Raw genomic sequence first — 300 nt, forward strand, 5'->3', positions numbered from 1 at the left:
GACCAGCTTGCCGGCGATCTCCTTAAGCCGGCCCTTCATCACGTCGTGATAGTCGCGGTTCTGCGCATAGACGGAGATCGCGCCGCGGTTGCGCTTTTCCAGGATATCGCGCGGGTCATGGTCAGGCCCGTAATTCATTGCCAAGACGACGATCGAGCGCACCTCCGGCCACAGCGTCGATGGTTCGGCGCGGCGTTGAAGCGTCTCGGCGATCCACTCCATCGAGCCATGAAAACCGTCGGAGACGAATTCGGCGAGCCTTGCCGGCGCCAGCGGGATCGCGTTCGGCCTGGTCACGGC

The 300-nt window shown here is 63.7% G+C and carries 1 protein-coding gene; it reads right to left on the bottom strand.

Annotated elements, in window-relative coordinates; translation table 11 throughout:
* A partial coding sequence (locus tag EN786_RS37055) for a QueG-associated DUF1730 domain-containing protein (RefSeq protein ID WP_246688861.1) occupies nucleotides 1-300 on the bottom strand: 300 nt, incomplete at both ends.

This window comes from Mesorhizobium sp. M4B.F.Ca.ET.143.01.1.1, from assembly GCF_004792275.1.
Lineage (GTDB): Bacteria > Pseudomonadota > Alphaproteobacteria > Rhizobiales > Rhizobiaceae > Mesorhizobium > Mesorhizobium abyssinicae.